Origin of the sequence: Advenella incenata (assembly GCF_004217095.1) — a bacterium.
Lineage (GTDB): Bacteria > Pseudomonadota > Gammaproteobacteria > Burkholderiales > Burkholderiaceae_B > Advenella > Advenella incenata.
In genome coordinates this window covers 353,976-379,426 of sequence record NZ_SHKO01000003.1, presented here as the reverse complement: position 1 = coordinate 379,426, position 25,451 = coordinate 353,976, and the positions used below count along the sequence as shown (strand labels likewise).

Here is a 25,451-nt window from a genome sequence, read left to right as displayed (position 1 = left end):
CGTAATGACAACACTCCTGTATCAAAGTGATCCCTCCCTGGCGGCATTGCTCAATCCTTCCTCGGTTGCCATCATCGGCGCCTCCGACAATCCGGACAAGATTGGCGGGCGGCCGGTTTATTACATGAAAAAGCATGGATACACCGGAAAAATATACCCGATCAATCCAACCCGTGACATCATTCAGGGAGAAAAATCCTGGGGATCCGTGCAAGATCTGCCCGAGGTCCCGGAGCTGGTCATCATTGCGGTTGCCGGCCAGGCAGCGGTCGATTCGGTCAAGGCATGCAGCGAACTGGGCGTATCCGCTGCCATTGTCATTACCGCCGGATTTTCAGAGACCGGCCCGCAAGGCAAGCTGTTGCAGGATCGCATGAGCAGCCTGGCAAGCGCACAAGGCATGCGTATCGTTGGCCCCAACTCACAAGGATTGGCAAATTTCGGCAATGGCGCGATTGCGTGTTTTTCCACCATGTTTCTGGAGATCGAACCGGGTGACGGGCCTGTCTCTGTGATCAGCCAGAGTGGCGGCATGAGCGCCATGATCTACGGCTTGCTGCGCAACAGGGGCATCGGTGTGCGCCACGTGCATGCCACCGGCAACGAAGCGGATATAACCGTAGGTCAGTTGGCCATGGCGTCCTTGCATGATCCTGACATCAAATTGATTCTCATGTACCTGGAGTCGCTCCAGAACGCGGCAGAACTCGCTGCCGTCGCTGCCCTGGCAAAACAGCGTGGCGTTGCCCTTATCGCAATCAAGTCCGGCCATACGCCATCGGGTGCGCAAGCGGCGGCCTCTCACACGGGAGCGCTGGCCAATCAGGACAGCACCATCAATGCTTTCTTCGAGCAGCACAGCATTTTGCGGGCTGGCGATCCTCATGAGCTGGTGCGCTATGCCGAGTTTGTCCTGCGCAGCCCGCTGCCTGCCGGCAACCAGACCGTGATCGTGAGCAACTCCGGCGCCAGTTGCGTTCTGGCCGCAGACGCAGCCGAAGACAACGGCCTGCGCGTTCTCCCTCTGACCGCCGCGACCCAAAACAAGCTGTCCATGCATCTGTCCTCCTTTGCGACGACCCGCAACCCGGTCGATATCACCGCGGCACTATTGTCAAACAATCGGCTTTTCGGACAGGTGCTCTCGTGTATAGGCAATGATCCAAAGGCAGACAGTTTCGTCATCGACATTCCGGTTGCCGGTCGCGGCTACGATGTCGCGACCTTTGCCGAAGATACCGAAAATTTTGTGTCAGATTCAAAAAAAACGGTGGTGGTGGTGGCCTGGCAGCCCGCCGTCGCACAGGCATTCAGGGCAAAAAACATTCCGGTTTTTGACGATGAAGCACAGGCAATGAGTACGCTTGCTGCCGCCCACCGGTTTCACGCTAGCCTGACGCGCAACACCGCCGACTGGTCGGCTATCCCTGGCAAACCCATTGCACCCGGCAAGGCAGGATCGATCCTGAGTGAAGCCGATAGTCTGGACGTGCTCGCCAGCGCGGGTGTTGCCGTTGTGGACTATATACGCTGCACCGACGCTCACCAGGCCGTTGCCTATTGGCAAACCTGCAAGCGCCCGGTTGTCATCAAGGCATGTTCGGAAAAAATACCGCATAAATCAGAGCATGGCCTGGTAGCGTTGGCGATCGATTCAGAAGCGAAAGTTCGTGAGGTTTTTGACTCGCAGTGGGCAACGCTTGAAAAACTGGGAATCAGGGACAAACGCTGGGTTGTGGCACCGATGGAAAACGGCTTATTTGAATTTGCCGCGGGTGTACATATGGATCCGGTATTCGGACCGGTGATCATGGCAGGCACGGGCGGCAAATATATTGAGGCGCTGCAGGACGTTTTCGTATTGATCCCACCGTTTTCCATAGACGATGTCATGGACAAACTATGCACATTGCAAATTGCACCGTTGCTGCAGGGTGTACGCGGCGATCCCCCTGCAGATATGCAGGCCTTTGCCGAACTGGTCGTCAAGCTGGGCAAGTTTGCCCTGACCCATTCTGCCAGCATCCGATCAATTGACATCAACCCAGTCTTGATCCGAGCGCAAGGCCTGGGGGTGATCGCCGTCGATGCACTAGTCGAATTTGCCTGACTGATTTTGCCAGACAAAGACGGACTATCAGTTGGTGACCTTCAGGTTCAGTTGCTGCACTGCCTTGATAATGCCCTGGGGGTTGCCCATCTGCGTTTGCATGACAAATGTCATAAGTTGCAGGGGCGGGTTGGGGCTGGCCTGCACGTTCAAGCTCTTGGCCTCATTCTTCATGAAACGGCTGACCGCGGTGCATACGCCTTCGGGGTCCGCAATGCCCAAGGTAGGCGCCTGCTGACGGCAGTCACTTTCTGATTTGGCCAGACGGGCGTCGAACGCCTCTGTCTGTTGCGCTGTCGGTTTGCCCTCCACTGGCGCCACGCCCTGCTGCACCTTGACCACGCGCGGCATCAGGCCGGCGTCGTCAAACTTGATATTCAATTGCCGTATCGTGACGGGCGAGAGCGCGCTGATCAGCAGCAGCGGATTGGATTTGAGCTCTTCTTCGCGGGTACGAACGGTATTGACCAGTTCGACGATTTTATCGGCTTTGAGCACCAGATTGATATTGCCCACCTCTGGCTGGCTCAGGGTGACATCGTAGTCGGACGTATCCTGTTTTTCGTTCAGCGTACCCTTGACCCGTCCGTCCAGCAAGGGCAGGCTGTCATAGCCCAACTGGCCTGCCTTTTCCATTAACGCCGCGCGAAACGGGCTGTTGCCGGTTTCGTCAGCCAGGCCGGCGAAGGCAAAATCCACTTTTTTGTCGTCGCTGCCGGTCTGCAGATCATGCACCGTCACATTTTTGATGGTAAAGAATTTTGCCGGATCGTCCTTGCGCACAACTTTGACATCATGCAGGGAGGCATTACCCAGTATGGACGCGTCAAGCGAGCCCCAGGTCACGTTATTCTGGATATCGTTTTCGACCAGATAGGCGTTCAGTTTTTCCTCAATCTGGGTTTTGGCATAGTAATTGGCGCCAAACCAGGCAGCCGCAGCGACCACAGCAATAGTACCAACGGCGAGTGTGAACTTCTTTGTTCCGGCCATTTTGTTTCCTTACGATTCGTTAAGCGGCGGCAAACCGCGTCTGACACCTGTGAGCCTGACACAGAATTGAATATCCGCTGTCGGCGGAAGGAGATTGTAACGGGTTTCGGCATCTGCCGCAGTGTGGCCCTTAGTCTTATGTCTTATATAAGACATTTGCTAATATAGCGCTAAACCCTTATAATGATAGACGAAAATCATTTCCCTCCTCCTCTATTTCAAGGGTCTTATCATGTTGGAATCCTATCGTCAGCACGCCGCAGAACGCGATGCGCTGGGCATCCCTCCGCTACCTCTTTCGGCAAAGCAAACGGCAGAACTCATTGAGCTGCTCAAGGCGCCGCCTGCCGGGCAAGAGGCTTTTCTGCTTGATCTGATTACCCACCGCGTACCGGCCGGTGTTGACGATGCGGCCAAAGTTAAGGCGTCCTACCTGGCTGCCGTCGCCTTTGGCACAGAAAAATGCGCCCTGATTTCCGATGAAAAAGCCACTGAACTGCTTGGGACCATGCTGGGCGGCTACAACATCAGCCCCTTGGTTGATCTGCTGGACAACGAAAAACTGGGCACGATGGCTGCCGAAGCATTGAAAAAAACCCTGCTGGTATTTGATGCATTCCACGATGTTCAGGAAAAAGCCGAAAAAGGCAACGCCAACGCCAAGGCCGTATTGCAAAGCTGGGCCGATGCCGAATGGTTCACCAGCCGTCCTGAAGTGCCGGAAAGCCTGACCATTACCGTTTTCAAAGTCACCGGCGAGACCAATACTGATGACCTGTCTCCGGCGCCTGACGCCTGGAGCCGCCCGGATATTCCGCTGCACGCCCTGGCCATGCTGAAAAACCCGCGTGAAGGCATCGAGCCTCAGGAACCGGGCAAGATCGGTCCGATCAGCCAGTTGAACGAACTCAAGGCAAAAGGCAATCTGGTTGCCTATGTCGGAGACGTCGTCGGTACCGGCTCTTCACGTAAGTCGGCAACCAACTCCGTCCTGTGGTTTACTGGTCAGGACATTCCTTTTGTACCGAACAAGCGCTTTGGCGGCGTCTGTCTGGGCAGCAAAATCGCCCCCATTTTCTACAACACGATGGAAGATGCCGGCGCGCTGCCGATCGAACTGGACGTCTCCGACATGAATATGGGCGATGTCGTGGAACTGCGCCCCTACGAAGGCAAAGCCCTGAAAGACGGCAAAGTGATCGCCCAGTTCAAGGTCAAGTCCGAGGTACTTTTTGACGAAGTGCGCGCCGGCGGCCGCATTCCCCTCATCATTGGTCGCGGCCTGACCGCCAAGGCCCGTGAAGCACTGGGTCTGCCTGCATCTACCCTGTTCCGCCTGCCGGTTGACCCTGCAGATTCGGGCAAAGGCTACACCCTGGCCCAGAAAATGGTCGGCCGTGCCTGTGGCCTTCCTGAAGGCACCGGTGTTCGCCCCGGCACATACTGCGAGCCAAAAATGACCTCGGTCGGCAGCCAGGATACAACCGGCCCCATGACCCGCGACGAGCTTAAGGATTTGGCCTGCCTGGGCTTCTCTGCAGATCTGGTCATGCAGTCTTTCTGCCACACCGCAGCCTATCCGAAGCCCGTAGACGTCAAAACCCACCACGAGCTGCCTGACTTCATCAGTGATCGCGGCGGTATTGCGCTGCGCCCCGGCGACGGTATCATCCACTCATGGCTCAATCGCATGCTGCTGCCCGACACTGTAGGTACTGGCGGTGATTCACATACCCGCTTCCCGATCGGTATCAGCTTTCCTGCCGGTTCCGGCCTGGTCGCCTTTGCCGCAGCCACCGGCGTCATGCCGCTGGACATGCCAGAATCAGTGCTGGTGCGCTTCAAGGGCAAAATGCAGCCGGGCGTTACCCTGCGTGACCTGGTCAATGCCATTCCGCTGTACGCCATCAAAAACGATCTGCTCACTGTTTCCAAACAAGGCAAGAAAAATATTTTCTCCGGCCGTATCCTGGAAATCGAAGGCCTGCCCGATCTTAAAATCGAACAGGCATTCGAACTGTCGGATGCATCTGCAGAACGCTCCGCTGCCGGTTGTACTGTGCGTCTGAACAAAGAACCCATTATCGAATATCTGAACAGCAATATCACATTGCTCAAATGGATGATCGCCAATGGCTACGAAGATGAGCGCTCTCTGAGCCGTCGCATCAAGGCCATGGAAGCCTGGCTTGCCGACCCGCAATTGCTCGAGCCTGATGCCAACGCCGAATACGCTGCTGTCATCGAAATCGACCTGGCCGATGTACACGAGCCTATCGTTGCCTGCCCGAACGACCCGGACGACGTCAAAACCCTGTCGGATGTGGCCGGTGCAAAAATCGATGAAGTGTTTATCGGTAGCTGCATGACCAACATCGGGCACTTCCGCGCTGCGTCCAAACTGCTCGAAGGCAAGCGCGATATCCCGGTAAAATTGTGGGTTGCTCCGCCAACCAAAATGGACCAGAAACAGCTGACCGAAGAAGGCCACTATGGCGTGCTTGGGGTCGCTGGTGCCCGCATGGAAATGCCGGGCTGCTCATTGTGCATGGGTAACCAGGCACAGGTTCGCGAAGGCGCAACCGTCATGTCTACCAGTACCCGTAACTTCCCCAACCGTCTGGGCAAGAACACCTTCGTGTACCTGGGATCTGCCGAACTGGCCGCTATCTGCTCACGTCTTGGCAAAATTCCGACTCGCGAAGAATACATGGCTGACATGGGTATTATCGCCAAGAACAGCGAGAGTATTTATCGCTACATGAACTTCGACCAAATCGAAGACTTCAAGGAAATCGCCGATTCTGTTGGCATCTGATGATTCTGTCGGTATCTGATTACCATCGCTCAGCCCTTCGGGGTTGAGCGACATGACAATCAACCCGGTACGCTGTTACCGGGTTTTTTTGTGCCATTTTTATGCTGCCGCTTTGCAAGCCGCTACACCAGCAAGGCGCCAATGCTGTACCATTGCCCTGCTACGCTTGGCCCCATTGACGATCACCTTTGATTGACGCAGTGGAATAACACGCCGGCCCCCGGGCCTTTTTCGGATATGCTGTCATGCATCTTGGTCACCCCATCCCCATTCTGCGCATTTTTTCCGTCCCGCTTGCCCAGGCGTTCTATCTGGATTTCCTGGGCTTTGAAAAGCGCTGGGAGCATCGCTTTGCGCCCGACCTGCCGTTATACATGGAAATTGCCCGTGACAGCCTGGTCCTGCACTTGAGCGAACACTTCGGCGATGGCACGCCGGGCAGCGCCGTTTTCCTGCCCATGGAAGGGATCCACACGCTGCAGCAAGACCTGAACAACAAAAAAGCGTCATTTGCACGCCCTGGCGTAACAAAAGAATCATGGGGGTTCACCATGAATATTTCGGATCCTTTTGGCAATCACCTGAGATTTTGTGAGCAGCATCACGAGCACAGCTGACCTCGCGAATTGACACCTCTCGCAGGAAAATCCACCGGCCGGATCGACAAGCGGGCTCCCGTTGCGGCGCGACCAATCTGCAGCCCCGGCTACGCGGTAAGCCTTCACTGGCGCTGTATTGGTGAGCCGGCCATAACAGTTTTGCGGCAAAAACCACCTTTAGCTCACAAATTCGGCACTTTTGCATCAATCGCTTGAAAAGCCGCGCCGGTGGTGGTGTAATCAACAGCATACTTTACCAGATAGACGCTTTATACGAATTAACAAAATTTCTATAAACATGTCTTTTACACAAGACTTGCGGTTCTGTATGGGTTAAAGCCATTCCTGTGATGCCGGGCTGTGCCAGTGCACAACCTGCGCCTCATCTATCAGTCCGAACAATTCCAACCGTCATTATGAACCGAGTTCCCTTTCAATTTTCCCAACGTGCTACGCAACTGACCAGCTCCGCCATCCGCGAGATCCTGAAAATTACCGAACGTCCTGATGTCACATCATTTGCCGGTGGCCTGCCCTCACATCTGGGTTTCCCTACCGAACAGATCCGCGCCGCATATGACAAGGTACTGTCTGAATCTCCCAAGGTGGCTTTGCAATATGGGCCGACCGAAGGCTACCGGCCACTGCGCGAATGGGTTGTCAGCGACTTCCAGGCGCGTGGCACGCAAATCGACGTGGACGAGGTGCTCATCGTTTCCGGTTCCCAGCAGGCGCTGGATCTGATCGGCAAACTGTTCATTGATCCGGGCAGCAAAGTGCTGGTGGAATCTCCCAGCTATCTGGGAGCACTCCAGTCATTTTCGCTGTTTGAACCCGTCTACGAGCCGGTCGCTACCGACGACGGCGGCCTGATACCCGAAGACATCAGCGACGAAAAAGCCGATGGCGCCCGCTTTATATACTGCCTGCCCAATTTTCAGAATCCGACCGGCCGCACCATGGATCTGGAACGCCGCCAGGCGCTGGTAGAGCGCTGCGCCCGCCTGAATGTACCCATTGTGGAAGATGATCCTTACGGTGAACTGCGCTACGTGGGCGAACCATTGCCCGGACTGCTGCATCTGGGCCGCCAGGCCGGTGCAACCGTCTTGCGCATGGGTTCTTTCTCCAAGGTGCTGGCGCCCGGCATGCGTCTGGGATATCTGGTTGCACCTCGCGAAATCATTGCCAAATTGGTGCAAATCAAGCAGGCAACCGATCTGCACACCGCCACGGTAACCCAAATGGCCGTGTACGAAACCATCAAGGACGGCTTCCTGAACACGCACCTGCCCAAGGTACGCGAGCTGTATCGCAATCAGTGCCAATACATGCTTGACGCCATGGACGAGCACTTTCCAAAGTCGGCCAAGTGGACTCGCCCCACCGGCGGCATGTTTATCTGGGTGAAAGTGGACGAACAGTTTGACACTACCGTAGCGCTGGCCCAGGCCGTTGAACAGTACAAAGTGGCCTATGTGCCGGGTGAACCTTTCTATCCCAACGTCAATGCGCCGAAAAACACGCTACGCTTGAGTTTCGTGACCGTGACCGAAGAAAAGATCCGGGCCGGTATTGCCGATCTGGGTAAACTCTTCACTGCGTGATGCGGTCGGTCATTTAAATTCAACTGTAATATCCGGAAAAGGCGGCTATCCTGTGGGGTAGCTGCCTTTTTTGTTGCCGGTTGCACCGCTAAAAAGGAGTAAAATGATCTACACTTAATACTGTTTGTGCGGAACCGCCCCGGAGATAAAAATGTCGTTAGCAAGCACCCTCAAAGAATTCAGTATCGGCAGCAACACTGCAAAATATTATTCCCTTCCAGAACTGGGCAAGCAACTTGGCGTTGACGTCCAGTCGCTGCCGGTTTCCATTCGGATTGTGCTTGAATCGGTATTGCGCAACTGCGATGGCAAGAAAATAACCGAAGAACATGTACGCCAGCTTGCCAACTGGCAACCGGTGGCCAAGCGCGAAGACGAAATTCCTTTTGTGGTTGCCCGTGTCGTCCTGCAGGACTTTACCGGCGTGCCATTGCTGGCCGACCTTGCCGCCATGCGTGCGGTTGCCGAAAAAATGGGCAGGGATCCAAAACGGATCGAACCGCTGGTGCCGGTAGACCTGGTCGTGGACCACTCGGTCATGATCGACTATTTCGGCACCAAAAAAGCGCTGGATCTGAACATGAAAGTGGAGTTTCAGCGCAATCAGGAGCGCTACCAGTTCATGAAATGGGGCATGCAAGCTTTCGATACTTTCGGTGTCGTGCCTCCCGGTTTTGGTATTGTCCACCAGGTCAACCTTGAATACCTGGCCCGCGGCGTCTACCAGAAAAACAACGTTTACTATCCGGACTCCCTGGTGGGTACCGACAGCCACACGACCATGATCAATGGCATTGGCGTGGTTGCCTGGGGCGTGGGCGGTATCGAGGCAGAAGCGGCAATGCTTGGCCAGCCGGTCTATTTCCTTACCCCAGATGTGATCGGGGTGGAACTCACCGGCAAGCTGCGCGGCGGCGTCACTGCGACCGATCTGGTGCTCACACTGACCGAAATGCTGCGCCGTGAAAAGGTTGTCGGAAAATTCGTAGAATTCTGCGGCGAAGGCACGGCAACGCTGTCGGTGACCAACCGCGCCACCATTGGCAACATGGCGCCGGAATATGGTGCTACCATGGGCTTTTTCCCGGTCGACGATCACACCATCGACTACTTCAAGGGCACTGGCCGCACCGAGCAGGAAGTGGACGCGCTTGCAAGTTATTTCAAAGCCCAGAACATGTATGGCATTCCCAAGGGCAAGGATATCCGCTACACCAAACTGCTGCACCTTGACCTGTCTACCGTGGCCCCTTCCCTGGCCGGCCCCAAGCGCCCGCAGGATCGTATCGAGATCGGCAACGTCAAAGATACCTTTGCCGACCTGTTCATCAAACCGTCCATCGAAAACGGCTTTAACCAGAGCCCTGAAAAATTCGAGCAGACTTTCGAGACCAGCGCAGGTACCAAGCTCAAAAATGGCGATATCCTGATTGCCGCCATCACCTCCTGCACTAATACGTCCAATCCCAGTGTGATGCTGGCTGCGGGGCTGCTCGCCAAAAAAGCAGTGCAGGCTGGCATGAAAATCTCCAGCCATATCAAAACCTCGCTGGCGCCCGGCTCCCGCGTGGTCACCGAGTACCTGACCGCAACCGGCCTGCTGCCCTATCTGGACAAGCTCGGGTTTGACGTGGCGGCCTACGGCTGCACCACCTGTATTGGCAATGCCGGTGACCTGTCGGCCGATATCAACCAGTCCATCACTGAAAATGATCTGGTCTGCGCCGCAGTCCTGTCCGGCAACCGCAACTTCGAAGCCCGGATCCACCCGAACATCAAGGCCAACTTCCTGGCCTCGCCTCCGCTGGTGGTCGCCTATGCCCTGGCTGGTACCATCAACAAAGACCTCATGACCGAGCCGGTTGGCAAAGGCAAAAACGGCGACGTATGGCTCGGCGACATCTGGCCAAGCGAACAAGAAGTGCAGGAACTGCTGACAGCTGCCATGCAGCCCGAGGTCTATCGCAACAATTACGCCCAGGTCAAAGCCAACCCGGGCAAGTTGTGGGAAAAGATCAAGGGCGTGACGGGAAATGTTTACAACTGGCCTGAATCTACTTATATAGCCAAACCACCGTTCTTTGACGCATTTGAAATGACGCCGTCACCCATGCCGCCGGTCAAGAATGCCCGGGCGCTGGGTATCTTTGGCGATTCGGTCACGACCGACCACATCTCGCCGGCCGGTTCCATCAAGGAAACCTCGCCTGCTGGCCGCTGGCTCAACGAACACGGCATCATGAAAGCAGATTTCAACAGCTACGGTTCGCGCCGCGGCAATCATGAGATCATGATGCGCGGCACGTTTGCCAACGTACGTATCAAAAACCTGATGATTCCGCCGTTGCCTACAGGCAGTCGCGTAGAGGGCGGAGAGACCCTGCACCAGCCCAGTGGCGAGCAGATGTCCATTTACGATGCCGCCATGAAATACATCCAGGATGGCGTATCCACCGTGGTATTCGGCGGAGAAGAATACGGCACGGGTTCCTCACGCGACTGGGCCGCCAAGGGGACGCAGCTGTTGGGCGTCAAGGCCGTCATTGCACGCAGCTTTGAGCGCATCCACCGCAGCAATCTAGTTGGCATGGGCGTGCTGCCGCTACAGTTCAAGGACAATGACAGTGTCGATACACTGGGCATCACCGGCACCGAAACATTCGATATCAGCGGACTGGAAGACGGCATCAAGGCTCAGCAGGATGTCACGCTGACCATTCGTCGGGATGATGGCAGCTCGCAGGACGTCACCGTTCTACTACGTATCGATACCCCAATTGAAGTTGATTATTACCAGAACGGCGGTATTTTGCCGTTCGTACTACGCCAGCTGCTTTGATAAACGCCGGGGTCCGCACCGTGCCGGGACAACAGGCGGAGTCTTCTGCCGCATGTCCCTGCACCGCCGGCCCGGGCGAACAAATGGTGTTTTGCCCGATCAGCGCAACGGCGCGCGATCCTAACATGCTGCCCGGCTCGTCTTTTGAAGGCAGACCGGCAGCGCAACTACAAGTGTAATGAACCGGAAAAAACCAGCCAGCCTGCACGCCAGCGATCAACCGCTACTCGATTTATGCCTTGCCCTGAAGCAATCAGGCTGCATTGTTGAAGATCGTTATTGGGAAAATCTGATTCAGACCGCTCTTCTGGATATTTTTAAACAGAACCGCAAAAAGACGGTTGAACGACTGCTGGATCATTTATCCGATAGCGATTCCGAAACCCATGACATTCTGCTGGAGAATGCAGAAACGCTCTCGGAGTCCTGCGAGTGGGTCCACGATGGCGTGACCTACGACTGCGTGTTCGTGGCAATCCCGGTCATCGCCTGGACCCGTTTCGAGATCCCCCTGCCCATCCTTGATGGCACCGCACAACTGGCGCTCAGCAAGCTGCTTAGTCAGCATATTGCCGCCAGTGACGTGCGAATGGCCATCCATCCGCAAATTCTCAGCGTCGATCAGATGCCCCGTTCGTTTACCGGTGTTTTCCAGTGGATGATGGCCATTACCGGCAAGGTTTTCGGCACGCAAGTTCGTTCCGGAGTGCCGGTTGATGACCAGTCCGAAGACATGCAGTTGATGTCGGACAGCCGCTTTGTGCTGGCAGCCTTGTGCACACCGAAAGGCCAGGCGGTTTTCCGCTGGCAACAAGTCCAGGGCCCGTTCAGCGAACAGCGCCAGGCCTGCCTTGACAACTGGCGTACTGCGGCAACGCCGCTGTTCCAGAAGCTGTTGCCGGCCTGCGGCATAGAACTCATGCTGCCCGACGCCTTTTATATCGCCAACCGCCAGGCTGATAAACGTATCCGCTTTGCAGCCATCACAGCGGCCACACAATGGCTGCAAACTGTCTTTGACACCACACCGGATGCATTTCGCGCCACCGTCGCCCTGTATCAGGACGAGGCCTTGCGGGAGATCAGGATCGGCTTTACGCTGCTGCAATCGCATGAAGTGATTTACGGGTGCCTGTGGCCGGTCTTTCCTGACGAGACCGAAGATCAGCAACTGGAGACCATCAACGATTTTGCTCAGCTCAATACGTTACTGGACCATCTGCAGAACAACGGTATTCGCCATATCACCTGCCTTAAAGAAGTGCTCGACGGCAGCAGCGATGTGTCGGACGAACCGTTATTTCCCAATCCGGCTGGCGAATTGATGCCCGTGATGATGCCTGACGTATCGGAGGATCCGATTGGACGCTTCCACTAAACCCGTAGCGACCGGCAACGAACCCCATATCGATATCTTCTGCCGCGTCGTCGACAATTTCGGCGATATCGGCGTGTGCTGGCGGCTTGCCCGCTCCCTGCATCGCGAATGGCCGGCACACGTCAGGCTCTGGGTTGATGACCTGGATGTTTTTAGTCGCCTGGCCCCGACGGTGCAACCTGAACTGGATGAACAACTGGTCGAAGGCATCCGGATCATTCACTGGACGGACAATCAAACCTCGCATACGCCGGCACAGTTGGTGATCGAGGCATTCGCCTGCGATCCACCCGCCCCATACATTGACGCCATGCCGGGCCATACAAAGCTATGGCTCAATCTTGAATATCTGTCGGCCGAGTCCTGGACGGCGGGCTTTCACGCCCAACCTTCTCCGCAACGCAACGGCGTCACAAAGTATTTCTTCTTTCCCGGTTTTTCAGACCAGACTGGCGGGCTGATTGGCGAAGCCGGATTAAGCGAGCGTCGGCGCAGCTGGATACATTCCTCAGCAAAGAAAAAACAGTTTCTGCAGCGCCTTGGCCTGCCGCAAGTGCAGGCCTATCTGGAAGCGGACACACTTTTTGTCAGTCTGTTCTGCTATGCCTCGGCGCCCTATCGCAGCCTGCTGCATGCCTTACGAAAATCACGCAAGCCGGTCGTGCTGCTGGTGCCTCAATCAGTCTTGCCTCAGTTGGAACGCGATGCCATTACACAATTGCATGGCGCTGTTTCAATTCCGGATACTGGTATGAGCAACGCCCCTGCCTCCTCGCCAGATGCCTCACCGGGTGCAGCACTTCAGGCGGCACCCCAGGTGATGGGGCAGGCCAAAAGCCCTGCCGCTTCAGAGCAAGACGCTGCGCAGGACCAGCAGACACCGCTGCCCGGCGTCACGCTCTTGCGCATCCCTTTTCTGCCTCAGGACGAATACGACCAATTATTATGGCTGTGCGATCTGAATTTTGTGCGCGGCGAAGACAGTTTTGTCCGGGCCATCTGGTCCCGCAAACCCTTTCTATGGCAGATATACGAGCAAAGTGACGACACTCACCTGAAAAAACTGCAGGCATGGCTGGCACTTTTTCCCGGACATGAAGAAACCAAGGCCATGATGCGCAGCTGGAATTCGCCCTCCAGACATGCCTATTTCACCAATCAGCTTACGTCCTTGCTCAATACCCCCGGGCAATTGGATAGCTGGCGCAGAAGCTGTCGCACATTTGCTGAAAATTTGTCTAAAAACAAGACATTATCGGAATCCATCCGGATTTTTTATGAAAAAGCCGCCAACTCAGGCTAAAATCATACTTTTTTCCGCCGGCGTCCGCGTTCAGGCACCACACCTGCCAGGTCTGCAGCGGAATCTGCTACATCCATTCCATCCGGAGCATATTTAATGAAAACCGCACAAGAACTGCGCGTAGGTAACGTCGTCATGGTGGGCACAGAACCTCTGGTCGTGCAAAAAGCCGAATACAACAAGTCTGGCCGCAGCTCCGCTGTTGTTAAACTCAAATTCAAAAATCTGCTGACAGGTTCTGGCAGCGAGCAGGTGTCCAAGGCAGACGAAAAATTTGAAGTTGTCTTGCTGGAAAAGAAAGAATGCACCTATTCGTATTTCGCCGACCCCATGTATGTGTTTATGGACGAAGAATACAACCAGTATGAAGTCGAAGCCGAAAGCATGGGCGACGCACTGAACTACCTGGAAGAAGGCATGACCGTTGAAGTCGTGTTCTACGAAAGCCGTGCCATTTCTGTAGAACTGCCTACGATCATTGTTCGTGAAATCACCTATACCGAACCCGCTGTCAAGGGCGATACATCAGGCAAAGTGCTCAAGCCAGCCACAATCAGTACCGGTTACAATCTGGCCGTGCCGCTGTTCTGCAATATCGGCGATAAAATCGAAATCGACACACGCACCAACGAATACCGCAGTCGTGTCATGTAATTGCGCATAATCGGGCCCGGCGTTTTTCACGAAAATCGCAAGCCCTATTATGAGAGAGCCCGCCAGCCCCGCTGATCGTATCAGCAGGCCAGGCGGGCTTTTTTTATGCTAAAAAACAGTGTGCGGTAGCCTGTCGCGACACTGGGCGACTACCCGTACAAGTTCAACCGGCCTGTCACTAGGGTTATCAGGAATGATATCCGAGTATGGTTTCGAAGGCGACTACCCGAGGCTGCTGGCCGATACGCCGCAAGGGTACGGCGTCAGCGAAATAACGACACCGAAATGTCAACACCGAGAGTTGACCACCGATATAGCAGCCACTGATAGTATCGACATCAGTCCCGGAAATTGTTAAAGCTTAACGGTGCGTCGGCCACTTCTTTTTTCAGCAGGGCAATCACGTCCTGCAGCACGTCGCGCTTGGCGCCCGTGACCCGGACGCTATCGCCCTGAATACTTGCCTGCACCTTCAGTTTGCTGTCCTTGATAATACGCACGATTTTTTTGGCCAAATCGCCGGTTACGCCTTTTTTGATGGTATTGAACTGCTTGAGCTTGTCGCCGGAAATTTTCTCTTCCTTGCCTTTTTCCAGGAACCTGAGGTCCACGTTGCGCTTGGCCAGTTTATTGAGCAGCACTTCGCGTACCTGCGCCACCTTGAAATCATCGTCGGCATAAATCACCAGTTCCAGCTCTTTTTGCTCGATGCGGGCATCGGACCCTTTGAAATCGAAACGGGTGGAAACTTCTTTGTTAGCCTGATCGACTGCGTTGCGCACCTCTGTCATTTCGGCTTCACTGACCACGTCAAAACTTGGCATCCATCTCTCCATCAATTGAAATTAAAGGATATTCTACGCGTCCTGTCACGGTGTTTCAACGAAACAGCACCGCAATGGCCAACGTAAATATTTATAAAAGCCAGCAAATACTGACTGCAATATGACACTCAAACTTGGTAGACTAGGTCTGAGCATTGATAGAAGTCGATTGATCTGACTCAGATTGACCGCTATCGGTCCCCACCATTGAATAAGGATACCCCTCATGAGTGCACTTAATATACTCGAATCCCTGCTCAGCGCCGGCAAATCGGCAATGAACCAGGCTGGATCATCAGTAAAAACAGCCACATCCGGCGACAAGTCACTGCTGTCCGACGGTGACAAAACAGCCCTGAGTGCAGGTGTGTTGGGCATGCTGGTGGGGCACAAAGCCAACAGCAACCTGGCAACCTACGGCGGGTTGGCCGCGCTGGGCACCGTGGCATATCGTGCCTACCAGCGTTGGCAGGCAAACCAGTCTGACCGCCAGCCCGAGATGCAGGCATCTGCCCCAGCCCCCGCTGCCGCTCAGGCACAGCCACCGACACCGATCAATCAATTGCCGCCAGCGCAGGCGGAAGTGCAAAGCAAAGCCATTCTGACAGCCATGATTGCCGCCGCCAAGGCCGATGGTCATATCGAAGAAAACGAGCAGACCATCCTGGACCAGTATTTCAGCAAAATGAGCACGCCCGAAGAACAGGCATGGCTCAAGGCAGAACTGGCCAAACCAGTAGATCCGGTTGCCATCGCCAGGTTGGCCACCGATCCGCACCTGGCATCGCAAATGTATGCCATCAGCGTGTCCATTATTGACAGTACGAATTTCATGGAAAAAGCGTATCTGGATGAACTGGCCAAGCAACTTGACCTGACGCCGGAGCTCAAAACAGAACTGGAAACCCAGGTCGCCAAGGCTTAAGACGGTTTTGGTCGGCAAAGCGGCAACTGAACAGCGCCGAATACATCCCGGCCAATTCAAATGAACCCCGGCCTGTCAATAAGCAGACCATCCAGGCAAAAACGGCCCGCCTATATGTTACTGGCGCGGCCGTTTTCCCTTTCGCCTGCTGGCACGGTCAACCCGCACGAAACCGCAAGGGGCTCAACAGCCCTGGATCTACGCCCTGTACCAGCAAATCGTCCGGTACGGCCTCGTTCAAGGCCAGCGCAGCGGCCAGACGAGAAACGCCGTCTGAAGATTGAATACCATAGCCGCCCTGTCCGGCCAGCCAGAAAAACCCCTCTGCAGCAGGATCCCACCCAATAACAAGATTGCCATCCGGTGCAAAACTGCGCAAGCCTGCCCAGACATGCGTAGGCCGGCGAATCTGCAGGGTCGTTGCCTGCTCAATATAATAAATGCCGGTCGCGATATCCAGCTCTTCGGCCACGACATCCTGCGGCTGTACATCATCCGCATTCGCCGGTGAGCCCAGTAACTGACCAGCATCTGGCTTGAAGTAATAGGTCTCTTCAATATCACAGACCATGGGCAGCGTCTCCAGGTTCAGCCCTTCGGGTGCAGCGAAGGTAAATGCACTGCGCCGGCGTGGTTGAATCCCGACGGCCTGCACGCCGCAAGCCTGTGCAACAACATCAGCCCAGGCACCGGCGGCATTAACAACGTGACGTGCACGAAATTGCCTGCCGTCGACACTTTCCAGGGTCCAGACCCCGTCCTGCCGTCGTCCCTGGCGAATGTCCACCGAGAAAACCAGCTCGGCGCCGTTGCGCTTCATGCCCTTCAGGTATCCCTGGTGCAAAGCGTCAACATCGATATCTTCTGCGTCTCGTTCATATATGCCGCCGTATAGATCGTCCGGCTTCATACACGGCACACGTTCCAGGACCTGCGCCGCGGTCAGCCATTCGACATTCGGGGCACGGGCAAGCAGCTCACGATAGGTGCTGTCAAGAATTTCTTTTTGCGCATGGGTTGCAACATAGATGCAGCCCCTGGGATGCAGCACCGGATGCTCGGAAAAGCCACTGGACTGGGCATTCTCGAAAAATGACCGACAGGCGCGGGTCAGTGCCTGCAGTTGCGGCGGCCCGTAGGTTTCAATGAACATGGCGGCAGAGCGCCCCGTTGAATGGTATCCTGCATGCGCCTCGCGCTCGAGCACCAGAATCGTGCCCGGTCGCTGCGACAGCTGATATGCAAAGGAGGCGCCGGCAATCCCGGATCCGATAACAATATAATCAAACACTGCTGCATCGCTCAAAATTTTTCTCCGCTTCGTTGGCCGATGGCTGCTATTTTTGTCGGCAGCATATCGTTACCGTGCCGGGTCTGGCGGGGTAACACCCGACCGGACACTCTCTGAGATATTATGAATGAGATTGCTCATAAACGCACGCTCACCTCATCATTAGCATGGGGATTTACAGCCAGCCGGTCTTGCGAAACTGACGAAACAGCAGGCCACAAATCAGGAACATCAATAGCATGATCAACGGATAGCCATAGGTCCAGTTCAATTCCGGCATATTGGTAAAGTTCATGCCATAGATCCCGGCAATGGCGGTAGGCACGGCCAGTATCGCCGCCCAGGAAGCCAGTTTTTTGGTAATGTCGGTCTGGTGCGCCTGGGCAATCATCTGGCTGGCTTCAAAGGCAAAGGCCAGCGATTCGCGCAAGGCGTTCATCTGGTCATCAATCCGCGCCACCCGGTCTGCAACAATACGATAATAACCCTGTGAGTCCTGCTCCACAAAGGTCAGGTTGACCACCGACATTCGCGTGCAGATTTCAATGACAGGTGCAATAGACGTGTGCACACGCAATAAATCACGCCGCATCTTGTAGAGCTTGCGCACATCGGATTCACGAAAGCCATGCAGAATCATTTTCTGCTCCAGCTGTTCAACGTCGACTTCGAAACTGCCGGCCAGTTGCAGGTAGCTGTCTGCCAGTCCATCCAGTATTTCAGCCACCACGAAGTCACTGCCCCGGGCAATCAACTCCGGCGAGCCTTCCAGGCGCTTGCGCAAGGGCGTGTTGGTCATCGCTTCGCCCCGCCTGACGGTCAGAATAAAGCTCTGTCCGAAAATCATCTGCATCTCGCCATAGACGATTTTCTTGTTTTCGCGAGAAATGGTCACGGCGACAATCAGAATATAGTCGCCATAGTCAATTACTTTCGGACGGTAATGACGCTTGACGATCTCCTTGGTCGCCAGCTTGCTGAAAGACAGGTTTTTACAGGTCATGCGCAATTCTTCGTCAGACGGATCCTTCAGACCCGTCCATAGCAAGTGATCTGCATCGCGCTTGTAGCCGGCAATTTTTTCGGGCGCAATGACGGCGTGGCGTTGACCGCGGACATACTCCACTGAAGCGACGACACCTGAGCCGCTATCGGGACTGGCCGTTTTTGCTGCCGGGGAGCTGGCTGCCGTTTTCTTTTGCGGGGCGCCGGGGGCATCGGTTGTGGCGGCAGTAGCGGCGGCGGGAGTGGCAGCAACATTGTCGGCCCGCTTGCCCGCCTTGTTCTCCAGGTTGTCGGCTGCCTGAACGCTCGCCTTGTTGCCGGCATCGCCTGCAGCGCCGCCGCCGTCCTGCTGATCTTTCACATCTTCCCGGGGACCGGCAGGCCCCACGCTTTCATTGTTTTTTTCGCTGGCATCGGTTTTTTTTTCATCTTCCATAACGGGCTCCCTGCAGATTGGCGATGATACCATTTTTACCTTACACCCGCGTTTACCGCAAATGCAAGCGATCTCAGGGGCAAAACCCGGTATAGTCAACCAGTCCGCGGGTGATAATCATGCGCTGCACTTCGCTGGTCCCCTCGTAAATCTGGGTAATGCGGGCGTCGCGGTAAAATCGCTGCACCGGATAGTCTTCAAGATAGCCATAGCCACCGTGAATCTGAATCGCATGCGAGCAAACCTTCTCGGCCATTTCCGAAGCAAACAGCTTGGCCTGGGACGCTTCGGACAAACACGGAATACCTTTGTCCTTCAATGACGCTGCATGCAACACCATCAGCCGGGCAGCGTTGACCTGAGTATGCATGTCTGCCAGCATATTGGCGATACTCTGGTGTTTGATCAGCGGTTCATTGAACTGGACACGGTCTTTGGCGTAAGCAATGGCGGCCTCAAGCGCGGCACGCGCAATCCCCACCGCCTGCGCTCCGATACCGATGCGGCCGTTTTCCAGATTCGACAGTGCAATCGATAAGCCCCGGCCACGTTCGCCAAGCAGGTTTTCCTGGTCGATCGCGCAGTTTTCAAGCGTGATGGCGCAGGTATCCGATCCCCGGATACCTAGTTTGCTTTCCACCCGGTTCACAATAAACCCCGGCGTGTCGGTCGGCACCAGAAAAGCGGAAATACCGCGTTTGCCCTGGTCCGGATCGGTCACTGCAAAAACAATGGCCAGCCTGGCGCGCTTGCCATTGGTCACGAACTGCTTGGCGCCATTGAGCACCCACTTGCCATCCTGTAACTGGGCGCGGGTTTTCAGGTTGTGCGCCTCGGACCCGGCCTGCGGTTCAGTCAGGCAGAAGCATGAAATGGCGCGACCGCTGGCCAGGTCGGGCAGCCACTGCTTTTTCTGGGCCTCGTTGCCGCTGTTGAGCAGCGTTCCACAACCCACAGAGCAATGAACCGACACCAACGTGCCGGTTGCCGCATCGGCAGCGGATATTTCTTCCAGCGCCAGTGCATACGATACGTAATCAGTTTTCGATCCGCCCCACTCCTCGGGTACAACCATGCCCAGCAGGCCAAGGTCTCCCATGCGGCGCAATACTTCATCATCGATCCAGCCGGCAGCCTCCCAGGCGGCAGCGTGCGGCGCAATTTCCTGCTGGGAAAAATCACGCGCCATATCGCGGATCATGCGTTGTTCTTCGCTAAGCGCCGTGTCGAATGTGCTCATTTTTCAACCTTTCCCATAGACTGGATGATGGCGGAAAAATCCAGATGACCATTGCCCTGTGCGCTGAAAGTCTGGTACAGCTGCTGCGCCGTTGCGCCCATGACCACCGGCACTTTGGCCGCGCGGGCCGCTTCTGTGGCCAGCCCCAGATCCTTGAGCATCAGATCGGCCCCAAAGCCGCCGGCATAACCTTTGGAGGCCGGCGCCGTTTCAACCACGTCGGGCCAGGGATTATAGACTTCGGTACTCCAGCAACGGCCGGACGAAGTATTGATAATACCGGCCAGTACCTTGGGATCCATGCCCAGCGATACGCCAAGACTCATGGCCTCGGCCGCGCCGATCATGGAAATGCCCAAGAGCATATTGTTGGCAACCTTGGCAACTTGCCCGTTGCCGGCCCCGCCGCAATAGACGATATTCTTGCCCATTTGTTCCAGTATCGGCAGGGCCTTATCAAAGGCAGCCTGTTCTCCGCCGACCATAAATGTCAGCGTACCGGCCTTGGCGCCAACGGTGCCGCCTGAGACCGGCGCATCCAGCATGGCGTTGCCTTGCCGCTGAGCGGCGGCAGCCACCTCGCGCGACGTTTGTGGATCGATGGTGGAAGAGTCTATTAACAACACACTCGGATCGACCGCAGCAAGTACCCCGCCCTCTCCCAGGTAAACTTTGCGCACATGCACCGAGGCGGGCAGCATGGTAATGAGCACCTCGGGGCGGGCGGCCGCCACCTCCTGGGGTGATGCAGCAGACGTGGCCCCTGCCTGAACCAGCTCGGCCACCGCCGAGGCAACCAGGTCAAACACCTGCAGTTGATGGCCCGCCTTGAGCAGATTCAGCGCCATTGGCGCACCCATATTACCCAGCCCGATAAAACCGATATTCATTGCTGTCTCCATTATTTTTTAGTCCGGCACAGGAAAGACTGGCGCCCCGCCTGTGACCTGGACAATATTGCTTGTGACCGGCCACGTCCCACGGTGTGTGGTAATGCTGTGGCCGGTCCTGAACTCATTATACGAAAATGTCGATACCGCAAGATACTGCGAATTGGTCTTTCAGAATGTCATTTATAAGACGTTCTGCGGCAGTGTCGGCGCGCGGCGCCGTTGCTGTCTACACAACCCGTGATATCACCTGGCCCGTTTCAAAGAACCGATCAAGGTTATCGATCACACGCTGGCTCATTTTCAGACGGGTTTCCACTGTCGCGCTGGCAGAGTGCGGCATCAGCGTCACGCGCGCGTGCTCTCGCAGCGCCGACGGCACCTGCGGCTCATGTTCGAATACATCCAGCGCGGCAAAACCCAGTTTGTCCTGCTGCAGCAACTGGATCATGGCCGTCTCGTCAATCACCGTACCGCGAGAGACATTCACAACCGTGCCCTTGCGTCCCAGCGCCAGCAGCACTTCGCGATTGATCAGGTGATGCGTGGAGGGCCCGCCTACACATGTCAGCACAAGATAATCAGCCCACTCGGCCAGCGCCGTCAGCGAGGCTTCATAGCCATACGGCACATCATCGCGCGCCTTGCGATTATGGTAGCGAATCTCGCAATCAAAACCAGCCAGCCGGCGCGCCACTTCCACCCCGATACCGCCCAGGCCGACGATACCCACATTCTTGCCTGATACGCTCTGCGCCAGCGGAAATTGACCTTCTACCGGCCAGCGCCCTTCACGCACATAACGATCGCCCCAGACCAGTTGTCTGGCGCTGCCCAGCAGCAGACACACCGCCAGATCGGCAACACACGCATTCAGGACATCTGGCGTATTGCCCAGCTGAATGCCTCTTTTTTTCAGCTCACCGGCATCAATCGTATCGTATCCCACGCCAAAGCTGCTGACTACGCCCAGGTCAGGCAGGCTGTCCAGCCATTCATTCTTCAGTCCGTGCCCGGCAGTGGTCACCAGACCGCGCACGTCCTTGCCATGCTCAGCCAGAAACGCCTGCGGATCTGGCTGCTCCCACAAGGCCAGCACCTCGTAGTTCTCCTGCAGATGACTATTGACCAGTTGCGTGCCGCTGGCGACCTGAACGACTTTTGTTTTTGCCATGATATCCTCCTCAAAAAACATTGTTTATGTTCACTGAAAAAGAGAATACCACGCCTGTGATCACATGACATGCCCAGGCCGGGTGCAAAGAGGTGCCTAGCCAGACCAAGCCTGACGGGATGGCCTGGGAGGATGTCCGGCAATACGCGAAACGGGGCGGTCTGGCTGACGCAATGCCACGGCAGGCGGGCTTTTTCCAGAATAAATATTTCACTCGTTGTAGAATAATGGGTTACTCCCGATCTCGGGCAACTTTTATTGCAAATTCGATGTCTCTCATAGTCCACAAATACGGCGGAACCTCCATGGGCTCCGTTGAACGAATCAAGAATGTTGCGAAACGCGTAGCCAAGTGGCACAACGCCGGCCATCAGGTCGTGGTTGTACCCTCGGCCATGTCCGGTGAAACCAATCGCCTGCTGGGGCTGGCCAAGGAAATTTCCGAATTGCCCGATGGTCGTGAACTTGACATGCTCGCCTCTACCGGCGAACAGGCAAGCAGCGCCCTGCTCGCCCTGGCCCTGCAGGCCGAAGGCATCAAAGCCCGCAGCTTCACCGGCTGGCAAGTGCCTGTGAAAACGGATTCGGCTTTTACCAAGGCCCGCATCAAGTCCATCGACGACAAACGCGTCAAGGCCGAGCTCGATAGTGGCCGGGTCGTCATCGTCACCGGTTTCCAGGGCATTGACCCTGACGGCCACATCACGACGCTGGGTCGCGGCGGCTCCGATACGTCTGCCGTTGCCATTGCCGCTGCTATCGGTGCCGACGAGTGCTTGATCTATACAGATGTCGATGGCGTCTACACCACCGACCCGCGCGTGGTACCCGAAGCCCGGCGCCTGTCTGTCGTCTCGTTTGAAGAAATGCTGGAAATGGCATCGCTGGGCTCCAAGGTCCTGCAGATCCGTTCCGTCGAGTTTGCCGGCAAATACAAAGTGCCGCTGCGCGTCCTGTCATCACTCACCGACCCTGCGATTCCCCTGCAGGAAGAGAAAAATTCAGGAACATTAATTACCTTTGAGGAAGATTCAAAAATGGAATCCGCTGTCATTTCCGGTATCGCGTTCAGCCGCGACGAAGCCAAACTGACGTTGCTGGGTGTACCTGACAAGCCCGGCGTGGCCTATGCCATTCTGGGCCCCGTTGCCAAAGCCAACATCGACGTCGACATGATCATCCAGAACCAGTCTGTTGATGGCACCACCGACTTTTCCTTTACGGTGAACCGCAACGAATTCAAACGGGCCACGGAGCTGTTGACCGACACCATCCTGCCTGCCGTCGGCGCCCGCGAAGTGCTGACCGACGACAAGGTGTGCAAAGTGTCTATCGTGGGTATCGGCATGCGCTCGCACGCCGGTGTCGCCAGCCTGATGTTCAGCACGCTGGCCAAGGAAGGCGTCAACATCCAGATGATCAGCACCAGCGAAATCAAGACCTCAGTTCTGATTGACGACAAATACATGGAACTGGCCGTTCGCGCCCTGCACAAAGCCTTTGGCCTGGACCAGGAAGCCGAACAGTCCTGATCGCGGCTCAATGGCCGGGATAACAGCAGTTTGGAGGCAGCAAGCGCACCAGGCAATAGCGCTGCTGCCACACCCTGGTCATTTTTCCGCTAGTTGCTGGCATTTTGAGCAAATATTGTGGCGGCAGCCACAAAAATCGTGTTAGAATCTCGGATTGTTCGGAGACGTGGCCGAGAGGCTGAAGGCACTTCCCTGCTAAGGAAGCATGTGGGCTAAAACCTGCATCGAGGGTTCGAATCCCTCCGTCTCCGCCAAAAACACTTAAAAGCCCTTGAAATTCAAGGGCTTTTTCATTTTCAGCGGGACAACCACCGGTCACTGATGAGTCGCCGCACTTGGCCGTCCCCAATGGCCCCGTTATCTTCGGCCCCGTTATCTTCGGCCCCGTTATCTTCGGCCCCGTTATCTTCAACCGTCTATCTTCAACCGTCTATCCGCGGACCTCTGTCTGCAGACTTTGGGGTGACCGCACACATTAAGTGGCTGTCCGCCCCAAAGCGTGAAATCGTCCGATTCGGCCTTCATTGCGCAGCAAGAACCTGCCCCATGGTTTCATACGCTGCCTGCAACTGCGCCGGGCTGGTTACATAGGGCGGCAACACATACACCGTCTGTCCAATGGGACGAATCAACAGACCTTTTTCCAGAAATCGCTGATGCAACTGCCCTGCCGAATACGGATACGCCGGCGGCAAATCAAAGGCAGCGATGGTTCCGGTAACTCGGGGGCGCACTATCGCCGGCACGGCCTGCTGCAGCCGTTGCAATCCCTCATGGTGACATTGCGGCAACACCTGTAATGCGCGGGACGTCTCATCGGTAACCAGCAAGGCCATGGCCGCGACGGCGGCGGCGCAGGCCAGCGGATTGGCTGTATAGGAATGCCCGTGAGAAAACGCCCGATCAGCCTGTTCAGACAAAAATGCCTCGTAGATATGATCGCCCGTAATGGTCAATGCCAGCGGAAGAAAACCGCCCGTTATCCCCTTGGACACGCATAAAAAATCAGGCACTGCGCCTGTCTGCTCGAATGCAAAGCGGGTACCGGTGCGACCGAATCCGGTCATGACTTCATCGAAGATGACCAGCGTGTCGTGCGCACGGGCCAGCGCACACGCCTTGGCAAAAAATTGCGGCCGGCACATCCGCATGCCTGCCGCACCCTGCACCAACGGTTCCATGATCATGGCCGCGACCTGCCCTGCATGTCGTATCAGCGCCGCTTCCAGTGCAGCAAGAGCTGAATCCTCCCGGGCTTGCACCTCTTGGTCATTCCACCAGGTATCCGGAAAAGGGATCGCCACCGATTCAAAAAACAAAGAACGGAATTGATCGTGATAGCCGCAATGCGCGCCAACCGACATCGCGCCAAAAGTGTCGCCATGGTAACCACCTTCAAAGCCGATAAACAGCTTGCGCTCCTGCCCATGCGCATTCTTCCAGTACTGGTGCGCCATTTTCAGCGCAACCTCAACGGCCGTTGAACCATTATCGGAAAAAAAGAACTTGCCCAGTTGAGCAGGCAGCATGGCACTGAGCGCTTCACACAGCTGCACGGCAGGCTCATGGGTGCAACCGGCAAACAGCACATGCTCCAGCCTGTTTGCCTGCGCGGCAATACTTTGCGCAATGGGCGGGCAGCCATGCCCGAACAGATTCACCCACCAGCTCGATACCAGATCAAGATAGGCACGATTGTCCGTATCGTAAAGCCATGGTCCGCGTCCATGCGAGACCGGCAGGCGTGGCGCGGCGGTTTGCTCCTGTGTGAACGGATGCCACACCAGCGCCTTGTCCCGTTGCGCCAAAGTAGGCTTGGTTTCTCTACTCATC

The 25,451-nt window shown here is 55.9% G+C and carries 18 protein-coding genes and 1 tRNA gene; 11 read left to right on the top strand and 8 right to left on the bottom strand.

Going from position 1 to position 25,451, the window contains the following annotated elements; genetic code table 11:
- Positions 1-4 precede the first annotated feature (4 nt).
- On the top strand, positions 5-2,110 hold the full coding sequence (locus EV681_RS17930; RefSeq protein ID WP_130304771.1) for an acetate--CoA ligase family protein: 2,106 nt from the start codon (positions 5-7) through the stop codon (positions 2,108-2,110).
- Positions 2,111-2,137: 27 nt separating this feature from the next.
- Here EV681_RS17930 and EV681_RS17925 read toward each other — a convergent pair whose 3' ends face one another.
- Positions 2,138-3,103, bottom strand: a complete 966-nt coding sequence (locus tag EV681_RS17925) for a DUF3139 domain-containing protein (protein WP_128394769.1) — start codon at positions 3,101-3,103, stop codon at positions 2,138-2,140.
- Positions 3,104-3,335: 232 nt separating this feature from the next.
- On the opposite strand from EV681_RS17925, the gene acnB reads away from it, so the two are divergent.
- From acnB to efp, 7 genes are all read left to right on the top strand, one after another.
- On the top strand, positions 3,336-5,921 hold the full coding sequence (gene acnB / locus EV681_RS17920; protein WP_130304770.1) for a bifunctional aconitate hydratase 2/2-methylisocitrate dehydratase: 2,586 nt from the start codon (positions 3,336-3,338) through the stop codon (positions 5,919-5,921).
- Between the two features lie 245 nt (positions 5,922-6,166).
- Positions 6,167-6,538, top strand: a complete 372-nt coding sequence (locus EV681_RS17915) for a glyoxalase superfamily protein (RefSeq protein WP_128394771.1) — start codon at positions 6,167-6,169, stop codon at positions 6,536-6,538.
- A gap of 398 nt (positions 6,539-6,936) precedes the next feature.
- The gene (locus EV681_RS17910; protein WP_130304769.1) at positions 6,937-8,127 is read left to right on the top strand and encodes an aminotransferase-like domain-containing protein; all 1,191 of its coding nucleotides are present in this window, start codon (positions 6,937-6,939) and stop codon (positions 8,125-8,127) included.
- Between the two features lie 151 nt (positions 8,128-8,278).
- Entirely contained in the window at positions 8,279-10,966 is a 2,688-nt protein-coding gene (gene acnA, locus EV681_RS17905) for an aconitate hydratase AcnA (protein WP_130304768.1), read from the top strand.
- Positions 10,967-11,144: 178 nt separating this feature from the next.
- Entirely contained in the window at positions 11,145-12,344 is a 1,200-nt protein-coding gene (locus EV681_RS17900) for a DUF2863 family protein (RefSeq protein WP_128394774.1), read from the top strand.
- On the top strand, positions 12,328-13,647 hold the full coding sequence (locus EV681_RS17895; RefSeq protein ID WP_130304767.1) for an elongation factor P maturation arginine rhamnosyltransferase EarP: 1,320 nt from the start codon (positions 12,328-12,330) through the stop codon (positions 13,645-13,647). Before EV681_RS17900 ends, EV681_RS17895 begins: the two co-directional genes overlap by 17 nt.
- A 96-nt stretch (positions 13,648-13,743) precedes the next feature.
- Complete coding sequence (gene efp / locus EV681_RS17890; RefSeq protein WP_128394776.1) at positions 13,744-14,301, top strand: elongation factor P; 558 nt, start codon at positions 13,744-13,746, stop codon at positions 14,299-14,301.
- 338 nt (positions 14,302-14,639) lie between these two features.
- Here the strand turns inward: efp and EV681_RS17885 are convergent, their stop codons facing one another.
- A complete protein-coding gene (locus EV681_RS17885) occupies positions 14,640-15,125 on the bottom strand; it encodes a YajQ family cyclic di-GMP-binding protein (RefSeq protein ID WP_128394777.1) in 486 nt (161 codons plus the stop codon).
- A 226-nt stretch (positions 15,126-15,351) separates the two neighbouring features.
- On the opposite strand from EV681_RS17885, the gene EV681_RS17880 reads away from it, so the two are divergent.
- The gene (locus EV681_RS17880; RefSeq protein WP_130304766.1) at positions 15,352-16,050 is read left to right on the top strand and encodes a tellurite resistance TerB family protein; all 699 of its coding nucleotides are present in this window, start codon (positions 15,352-15,354) and stop codon (positions 16,048-16,050) included.
- Between the two features lie 157 nt (positions 16,051-16,207).
- Here EV681_RS17880 and EV681_RS17875 read toward each other — a convergent pair whose 3' ends face one another.
- The 5 genes from EV681_RS17875 to EV681_RS17855 all read right to left on the bottom strand — a co-directional run bounded on the left by EV681_RS17875 (position 16,208) and on the right by EV681_RS17855 (position 22,089).
- Complete coding sequence (locus EV681_RS17875) at positions 16,208-17,356, bottom strand: NAD(P)/FAD-dependent oxidoreductase (protein ID WP_130304765.1); 1,149 nt, start codon at positions 17,354-17,356, stop codon at positions 16,208-16,210.
- Positions 17,357-17,516: 160 nt separating this feature from the next.
- Complete coding sequence (locus EV681_RS17870; RefSeq protein ID WP_130304764.1) at positions 17,517-18,782, bottom strand: magnesium and cobalt transport protein CorA; 1,266 nt, start codon at positions 18,780-18,782, stop codon at positions 17,517-17,519.
- Positions 18,783-18,855: 73 nt separating this feature from the next.
- Positions 18,856-20,022 carry an acyl-CoA dehydrogenase family protein gene (locus EV681_RS17865; protein ID WP_128394781.1) on the bottom strand — a complete coding sequence of 389 codons (1,167 nt, stop codon included), beginning with the start codon at positions 20,020-20,022 and terminating at the stop codon, positions 18,856-18,858.
- Entirely contained in the window at positions 20,019-20,912 is an 894-nt protein-coding gene (gene mmsB, locus EV681_RS17860) for a 3-hydroxyisobutyrate dehydrogenase (RefSeq protein WP_128394782.1), read from the bottom strand. The genes EV681_RS17865 and mmsB overlap by 4 nt, the downstream gene beginning before the upstream one ends.
- 229 nt (positions 20,913-21,141) lie before the next feature.
- Positions 21,142-22,089, bottom strand: a complete 948-nt coding sequence (locus EV681_RS17855) for a 2-hydroxyacid dehydrogenase (RefSeq protein WP_165393134.1) — start codon at positions 22,087-22,089, stop codon at positions 21,142-21,144.
- A gap of 266 nt (positions 22,090-22,355) precedes the next feature.
- Here EV681_RS17855 and EV681_RS17850 point away from each other — a divergent pair, with 266 nt between their 5' ends.
- Both EV681_RS17850 and EV681_RS17845 read left to right on the top strand, forming a co-directional pair.
- The gene (locus tag EV681_RS17850) at positions 22,356-23,618 is read left to right on the top strand and encodes an aspartate kinase (protein ID WP_128394783.1); all 1,263 of its coding nucleotides are present in this window, start codon (positions 22,356-22,358) and stop codon (positions 23,616-23,618) included.
- Positions 23,619-23,778: 160 nt separating this feature from the next.
- Positions 23,779-23,872: transfer RNA gene (locus tag EV681_RS17845), tRNA-Ser, on the top strand.
- Between the two features lie 267 nt (positions 23,873-24,139).
- Here EV681_RS17845 and bioA read toward each other — a convergent pair.
- Positions 24,140-25,450: an adenosylmethionine--8-amino-7-oxononanoate transaminase gene (gene bioA, locus EV681_RS17840; protein WP_130304763.1), complete on the bottom strand. Its 1,311-nt coding sequence runs from the start codon at positions 25,448-25,450 to the stop codon at positions 24,140-24,142.
- Position 25,451 lies beyond the last annotated feature (1 nt).